Source organism: Janthinobacterium sp. GW822-FHT07A03, assembly GCF_058798815.1.
The window spans coordinates 344,239-351,626 of record NZ_JBXAKW010000008.1 but is presented as its reverse complement, the minus strand read 5'-3'; the positions used below and the strand labels follow the sequence as shown (position 1 = coordinate 351,626).

6 protein-coding genes are annotated in these 7,388 nt (G+C 61.8%); 2 read left to right on the top strand and 4 right to left on the bottom strand.

Annotation, left to right across the window (positions count from 1 at the left end):
- Window positions 1-23: 23 nt before the first annotated feature.
- The 4 genes from AC1RJW_RS23355 to AC1RJW_RS23340 all read right to left on the bottom strand — a co-directional run bounded on the left by AC1RJW_RS23355 (window position 24) and on the right by AC1RJW_RS23340 (window position 5,215).
- On the bottom strand, window positions 24-1,970 hold the full coding sequence (locus tag AC1RJW_RS23355; protein ID WP_493047070.1) for a bifunctional 5-dehydro-2-deoxygluconokinase/5-dehydro-2-deoxyphosphogluconate aldolase: 1,947 nt from the start codon (window positions 1,968-1,970) through the stop codon (window positions 24-26).
- An 8-nt stretch (window positions 1,971-1,978) separates the two neighbouring features.
- A complete protein-coding gene (locus tag AC1RJW_RS23350) occupies window positions 1,979-2,764 on the bottom strand; it encodes an ATP-binding cassette domain-containing protein (RefSeq protein WP_076573036.1) in 786 nt (261 codons plus the stop codon).
- A gap of 3 nt (window positions 2,765-2,767) precedes the next feature.
- Window positions 2,768-3,889 (bottom strand): ABC transporter permease, encoded by a 1,122-nt coding sequence (locus tag AC1RJW_RS23345; protein WP_076573041.1) that lies wholly within the window; start codon window positions 3,887-3,889, stop codon window positions 2,768-2,770.
- Window positions 3,890-4,204: 315 nt separating this feature from the next.
- Entirely contained in the window at window positions 4,205-5,215 is a 1,011-nt protein-coding gene (locus AC1RJW_RS23340; protein ID WP_493047087.1) for a sugar ABC transporter substrate-binding protein, read from the bottom strand.
- Between the two features lie 302 nt (window positions 5,216-5,517).
- Between AC1RJW_RS23340 and AC1RJW_RS23335 the strand changes: the two genes are divergently transcribed.
- A complete protein-coding gene (locus tag AC1RJW_RS23335; RefSeq protein ID WP_493047069.1) occupies window positions 5,518-6,384 on the top strand; it encodes a MurR/RpiR family transcriptional regulator in 867 nt (288 codons plus the stop codon).
- Window positions 6,377-7,363 (top strand): inositol 2-dehydrogenase, encoded by a 987-nt coding sequence (gene iolG, locus AC1RJW_RS23330; protein ID WP_493047086.1) that lies wholly within the window; start codon window positions 6,377-6,379, stop codon window positions 7,361-7,363. Before AC1RJW_RS23335 ends, iolG begins: the two co-directional genes overlap by 8 nt.
- Window positions 7,364-7,388: the final 25 nt, after the last annotated feature.

Here is a 7,388-nt window from a genome sequence, read left to right as displayed (position 1 = left end):
CATGGTCAGGCGGATGGTGGCGCTCATGCCGCACGCTCCAGGCGGTTGCGCGTGCGCTGCCACAGGACAATCAGCTGCTCGAAGTTGGCGCGCACGGCGGCGATCAGGCCCGCATCGTCGAGTTCGCCGGCCAGCCAGCGGCGGCTCGGTTCCTGGAAGATGGTGCGGCCCACCATGAAACCCTTGCAGGTGGTGCTGGCACTGGCCTGTTCAAAACTGGTGGCCAGGGCGGCAATCGGCGCGTTCAAGCCAAGTAATACGACGCCACGGCAATACGGATCGCGCTCATGCACGAGAGCGTCGATGGCTTGCCATTGCGCAGCTGTCATGCTTTCCAGTTTCCACCATTCCGGGTAGATGCCGAGGTTGTACAGGCGCTTGACGGCGCGCAAGACGGTATCGTCACCGTGCGGCAAGGATTCCGACGGTATGACCTCGAGCAACAGTTCGTGACCGCTCACTTGCGCCGCGTCATACAGGGCCTTGATCTGCGCTTCCTGTTCCAGGCGGTTTTCCACGGCGTCGTCCGGATGCAGCTGCACCAGGCACTTGATCACGTGTTCCTTCGGCCAGCTGAGCAGGTGCGAGCCGATGGAGCGGCCCCAGTCGAATTGCAACGGATTGGAACCGGGCAATTCCACGGGACGACCTATCCACCAGCCGCGCCCCGTCGCATCGTTGAGCGCATCGACGCCATAGCGGCCATCGATCAGCACGCCCGTCTTGCCGGATAATTGCAAGGCCGTTTCCGTTTGCGCCACGGCTTGCACCATCAATTGCTTCAAGGCCGCAATGGCCGCTTCGGGCGCGCCGGTTTGTTGCGCCAGCTCAAAGAATTGCGTGCGGTGATCGAACGCAAACACGCACAGCTCGTCCCATTGCTTGCGCGCCACCGTCGTGCGGTGCAAGCGCGACAAGGTGGCGTCCTGGTCCGGCTGCGTCAGTTTTGCCGCGTTGGCGAGGAAATAGTCGAGTTCCACGGGCGACGGCATGGCCGGTGCGCAACCGTGGCGCGACACGACGAGGGCGCCGCAGCCGTTCGCATAGCGGCAGCACGCCTCGTAATCCTCGCCGCGCAGCCAGCCTTTCAGGAAACCGGAGAGAAAGGCATCGCCCGCACCGAGCACGTTCAGCACTTCGACGCGCACGCCACGGTAGTTATAGGCATCGTCGAGGCTGTGCGGCACCACATTGTCGATGACGGCGCTGCCCAATGGGCCCCGCTTGACGACCAGGGTCGCCAGGGTGGCGGCCCGCACGGCGCGCAGGGACGCCATGATGTCGGCGCCGCCGCCGGCGATCATGAATTCCTCTTCCGTGCCGACGATCAGGTCGAACTGCGGCAAGATCGCCTGCAGGTGGCGCGTCACGCCTTCGTTCGAGACGAAACGCGTTTCGCCGTCCGCCTTGCCGGACAAGCCCCACAGCACGGGCCGGTAATCGATGTCGAACACGGTGCGCACGTTATGGGCGCGGGCCAATGTGAGTGCCTGGGTGCTGACGGCGTGCATGGCAGCGGTGGAGAAATGCGTGCCGGTGATCAACAGCGCCTTGCTCGAGGCAACGAAGGCCGCATCCACCGACGCGGCGTCGATGGCCATGTCGGCGCAATTTTCACGGTAAAAAATCAAGGGGAAGGTGTTTTTATCCTTGATACCCAGCATCACCAAAGCCGTCAGGCGGTCGCGGTCGATGCCCACGTGGCTGACGTCGCAGCCTTCCTTTGACAATGTGTCCGTCAAGAAACGGCCCATGTGGTCGTCGCCCACCTTCGACAGCATGGCCGATTTCAAGCCCAGCCGGGCCGTGCCGAAGGCGATATTCGCGGAAGAGCCGCCCAGGTACTTGGCAAAGCTCGTCGCGTCTTCCAGGGAGCTGCCGATCTGCTGCGCATACAGGTCCACGGCCAGGCGGCCCAGGCAGATCACGTCGAGCGCGCGGCCCTGGGCAAATTGTGTCGGGTTATTCATGGTTATCCTTAAATCGTGACACCGTCGAGTTCAGCCATCAGCGTTTGCATTTCCGCACCGCCCGCCATCATGTCGAGTACCTCATCCTTGGAAACTGTTTCCTTGGTGTAAGTACCCAGCGACTTGCCCCGGTTCAACAGGGTGAACGAGTCGCCCACGGGATAGGCGTGGTGCACATTGTGGGTGATAAAGATCACGGACAAGCCCCGTTCGCGCGCCTTGTAGATCAGTTTCAGCACATTGAACGACTGTTTCACGCCCAGCGCGGCCGTCGGCTCGTCAAGGATCAGCACGCGCGCGCCGAAGTGGATGGCGCGGGCAATGGCCAGGCATTGCCGCTCGCCGCCCGACATGGTGCCCACGGCCTGGTGCGGGTCGCGCACCATGATGCCCATTTCGGCCAGCTTGTCGCGCGCCGTGGTGGCTGCATACTCCATATCCATCACGGGCAGCACGCCAAACATCTTCTTGATCGGCTCGCGGCCCATGAAGAAATTGCGCGCCACGGACAGCAGGGGCACGAGCGCCAGGTCCTGGTAGACGGTGGCCACGCCCAGGTCCAGCGCCTCTTTCGGCGAATTGAAGCTGACGGGCTTGCCGTCAACCAGGTATTGGCCATCGGTGGGCCGGTGCACGCCGGCCAGGGTCTTGATCAGGGTCGACTTGCCGGCGCCGTTATCGCCCAGCAGGCAATGCACTTCGCCCGGTTTCAGGCGCAGGGTGACGTTTTGCAGGGCGATGACGGAGCCGAAACGTTTGCTGATATTTTCCAGCGCAAGGATGTATTCGCTCATGGCTTATCTCGCTTCCGTGACACGGGCACGGACAAAGTTGTTGAACAGTACCGCGATCAGCAGCATGACGCCGAGGAAGACACGGAACCAGTCGGAATTGATATTTGTATAAGTAATACCGATCTGCACCACGCCGAAGATCAGCGCGCCGAAGCAGGCGCCGACGACGGAACCGTAGCCGCCCGTCAGCAGGGCGCCGCCGATGACAGCCGCGATGATGGCTTCGAACTCCTTTTGCATGCCGCGGTCGGCGGCGGCCGATCCCACGTCAAATACTTGCAATGTGGCAAACAAGCAGGCGCAGAAGGCGGTGAAGACGAACAGCGAGACCTTGATGGTTTTCACGGGTACGCCCACATTCTTGGCCGCGTTGGCGTCGCCGCCGACGGCGAAGATCCAGTTGCCGATGCGGGTGCGGGCCAGGACGAAGCCGGACACCAGCGCCAGGCCGGCCCACCAGACGATGACCTTGGGTATGCCCTTGACCAGCGGCGCGCCATTGTCGAGCGCCGTGATCCAGCCCGCCTTGGCCATCCAGGCGAACAGCGAGGTGCCCACTTCGCCATGGAACAGGGTCGTGGCCAGCCAGTCGTCGGCGGCCAGCGCGCCGATGCCGCTGACGATGGTGCGGTTGGCAAACATGATGGACAGGGCCAGGGTCAGGCCGCGCAGGATGAACAGGAAAGCCAGCGTGACGATAAACGAAGGCAAGCGCGTCTTGATGACCAGGTAGCCGTTGAGCCAGCCCAGCGCCATCGAACCGGCAAAGGCGAACAGGATGGCGGCCCACACGGGCCAGTGGAAGTAGACGGAAGGAATGGCGATCATCATGCCGGCAAAGCCGATCATGGAGCCGATCGACAGGTCGAATTCGCCGGCTATCATCAAGACGCAGGCGCCGATGGCGATGATGCCCAGGTAGGCGGCCACTTGCGCCCAGTTGATCACGCCGTCCAGGTTGAACATGCCGGAATCGCCGGCCGTCAGGATGAAGAAGGCAAACACCAGGATGGCGCCCGAGATCGAGGCGAATTCCGGGCGGCTGAACAGCCGCTTGAGCCAGCTGACCTGCCCCACGCGCTCATCAAGGCCCTGCTTTTGCGGCGGCGTGCCCGAGGCGGCCATGCCGCCCTGCTCCACGCTGAATTTCACGGTACTCATGCTATGTCTCCCTTGATTTATAGCAACCTGCCAGCCTCGACAACAATTCCAGGGCGGCAGGACCCGCGCGCCGGCAAGCTAGGCCTGCGCGCGGGGACAACAACTAAGAACACCTATCAAAATCTACTGCGCGTCGCGATTTGCGGTCTCCGATGCTCACTGCCTCGGCGGCCCCGTGCATTCGCACAGTGCCGGTTCTCAACCACAACTCCCATCCGCTCGCTACGGTTTTGTTAGGCGTTGTAAGGTATTGATTGAATTGAATTGAAAAGCGGGTGCTTAACGGAACTGGCCAGCGTATTTCTCCACCTTGCCGATATTGTCCTTGGTGACATAACCAGGACCGGAACCGATATGGCGCGGGCCATACGATGGTGCCAGGCCATATTCGGCCAGGCGCGCCTTGAACTTGGCGTTATTGATCAGCTTTTCGCGCACCTTGGCCAAGTCCGTGGTCTTGTCCTGCTTCATGATGGCCAGCACGGCAACGGGGATATAGCCTTGCAGGTAGGGTTGCTGGTCGATGGCGAACTGGATGCTGCCATCCTTGATGCCTTTCGAGATTTCATCGGACAGGTCGAACGTGGCGAACCACATCTTGCCCTTCAAGCCCATCTTTTCCAGCGCCTTCAGCGAAGCGTGGGCCGAAGTGGGGCCCAGCGCCAGCACGGCCTGGGTTTTCGGGTTGTTGCGCAGGTAGGCGCTCAGCTTGCTTTCGATGGTGGTCGGATCTTCGCCGGCATCCAGGGTGGCGGCCTTGAAATCGACGCCGATGGCTTCGGCAAAGCCGCGGCAGCGCTCGAACGACGACGGATTCGTCGCGTAATGGTTGACGCAGACAAACGATTTGATGCCGGCCGCCTTGGCTTTTTCGCCGGCACCCTTGCCTGCCTCGTATTCAGGCTGGCCCACGTGCATCACGGCGCCCAGCTGCTCGCTTTGCGCCAGGGTGCCGGAATTGATCGTGACAAACGGGATTTTCTTGGCGGCGACGAGGCCCAGCGGTTTTTGCAGCACGCTGAAGTCGGCGATGCTGACGATCACGCCGTCGTAATTGCGGGCGGCCGATTGTTCGACCAGGCGCGCCATGTCGGCCAGGTCGCCATTCGGCGGATTGCGGTAGTCGACGGTGACATTGAAGTCTTCACCTGCTTGCTTGACGGAATTTTTGATGGTATTCCACCAGGAATCGGAATCGGGCGCATGGCTGATCAGCACGAATTTCTCGCCTGCCGCGTGGCTGGCGCTCATGCCCAGACCCAGTCCCAGGCCGAGGCCGAGGCCCAGCATGGCCAGGCTCTTCAGAAATCCCTTACGCTTATTGCTTTGCATGAATGTCTCCTTGAAGGATTAATTTTTATAGTTGCCAGCTTTTGTCGCGTGTCAGCGGGGAGCCGGAAAGCCGGCAAGACCCGATGCACTGCGCACAGCTTAGGCCACAAAAAAGACAAATGCAATAAAATTTTCAAAATAAATTTAAATAGAAATTCGTTTCTATTTTCAGGATTCCCTCCTATAATTCTCGCCAGAACCAGCCGTAGCGCAACTTGATACAGCATCACGGCCCAGCAAGTACACCAAGGAAAAAAATCATGGCAGCCACCGCCCCCATCGAACAATTGATGCAGCACATTGCCACCGAGTACGACAACCTGTCGCGCCAGCTGAAAGTCATCGCGCAATACATCGAAAAGCACCGCGCCAGCCTGATGCTCGAGCGCATCAGCGACATCGCCGCCGCCTGCGACGTGCAGCCGTCGGCCATCGTGCGCTTCGCGCAGCGCTTCGGCTACACGGGCTTTTCCGAAATGCAGGATGTGTTCCGCCAGGCGTACACGGACCAGGCCGGCGCCACGCCCGACTACCAGCAGCGCATCCGCAAGCTCATCTCCACGCGCGACGCCGCGCTCAGCGCAGGCGACCTGACGCGCGAATTCGTCGGCGCCAGCCGCGCCGGCCTCGACGACCTGGCGGCAGGGCTCGACGACGCGCAACTGGAAGCGGCCGTCAACCTGCTGCTGAAAGCGGAAAACATCTATGTGATCGGCGTGCGCCGGTCCTTCCCGATCGCCTCCTACATCGCCTACGCGCTGGAACACACGGACAAGCGCGTGCACCTGATTAGCGGACTGGGCGGCATGCACCGCGAACAGATGCGCAGCGTGCGCGAACGCGATGTGGCGATCGCCATCAGTTTCTCGCCTTACGGCAAGGAAACCCAGCAGTGCATCAAGGCGGCGCAAGACAAGGGCGCCAAGGTCCTGGTGATTACCGACAGCAAGCTGGCGCCGCTCGCGCGGGCCGCCGACGCGCTGCTCACCGTCACCGAGGGCAGCGCCTTCGCCTTCCGCTCGCTGACCAGCACCATCTGCCTGTGCCAGGCGCTGTTCATCGCGCTGGCATACAAATTAGAGCTCGACATCGAAGAAATCCACACCCCAGGAGAACATGATGATTGAAGTAGCGTTGTTCGGCGCCGGACGCATCGGCAAAATCCACGCGGCCAACCTGGCTGCCCAGCCCGGCGTGCAGTTCAAGTACGTGGTCGACGTCAACCAGGAAGCGGCGGCCGCGCTGGCCGGCTTGCATGGCGGCAGCAGCGCCACGGTGGAAGCGGCATTGGCCGACCCGGCCATCAAGGCCGTCGTCATCGCCTCGAGCACGGACACGCACGCGGACCTGATCCTGCGCTCGGCCGCCGCCGGCAAGGCCATCTTTTGCGAAAAACCCGTCGATCTGACCCTCGACCGGGCGCGCGCCTGCGCCGCCGCCGTCAAGGAGGCCAAGGTGCTGTGCATGCTGGGTTTCCAGCGCCGCTACGACCCGACATTCAATGCCGTCAAGACACGCATTGAAGCGGGCGAAATCGGCACGCCGGAATTGCTGGTCGTTACCAGCCGCGATCCGGGCCCACCGCCCGTCAGCTACATCAAGGTCTCGGGCGGCATCTTCAAGGATATGCTGATCCACGATTTCGACATCTTCCGCTGGATACTCGACGATGAAGCCGTCAGCGTGCACGCCACGGGCAGCTGCCTCGTCGATCCGGCCATCGGCGAAGCGGGCGACCTCGATACGGCCGTCGTCACCATCCGCACGGCCAAGGGACGTTTGTGCCAGATCAATGCCTCGCGCCGCGCCGCCTATGGCTACGACCAGCGCTTCGAAGTGCTGGGTAGCGCCGGCATGCTGCAGGCGGGCAACCACAAGCCGACGGAAGTGACGGCCTATGGTGCCGTCAACGTCAGCGTGGACAAGCCGGAAGATTTTTTCCTGGAACGATATCGCGTGGCCTACGCGCAGGAAATGGCGCACTTCTTTGACGCCCTCAGCCACGGCACGCCGCTGCGCACCACCGTCCACGATGGCTTGAAGGCACTGGAACTGGCGGAAGCGGCCACCCTGTCGTGGCGCGAACAGCGCGTCGTCACTTTATAAACCAATAATAAAAATACCTGGAGAC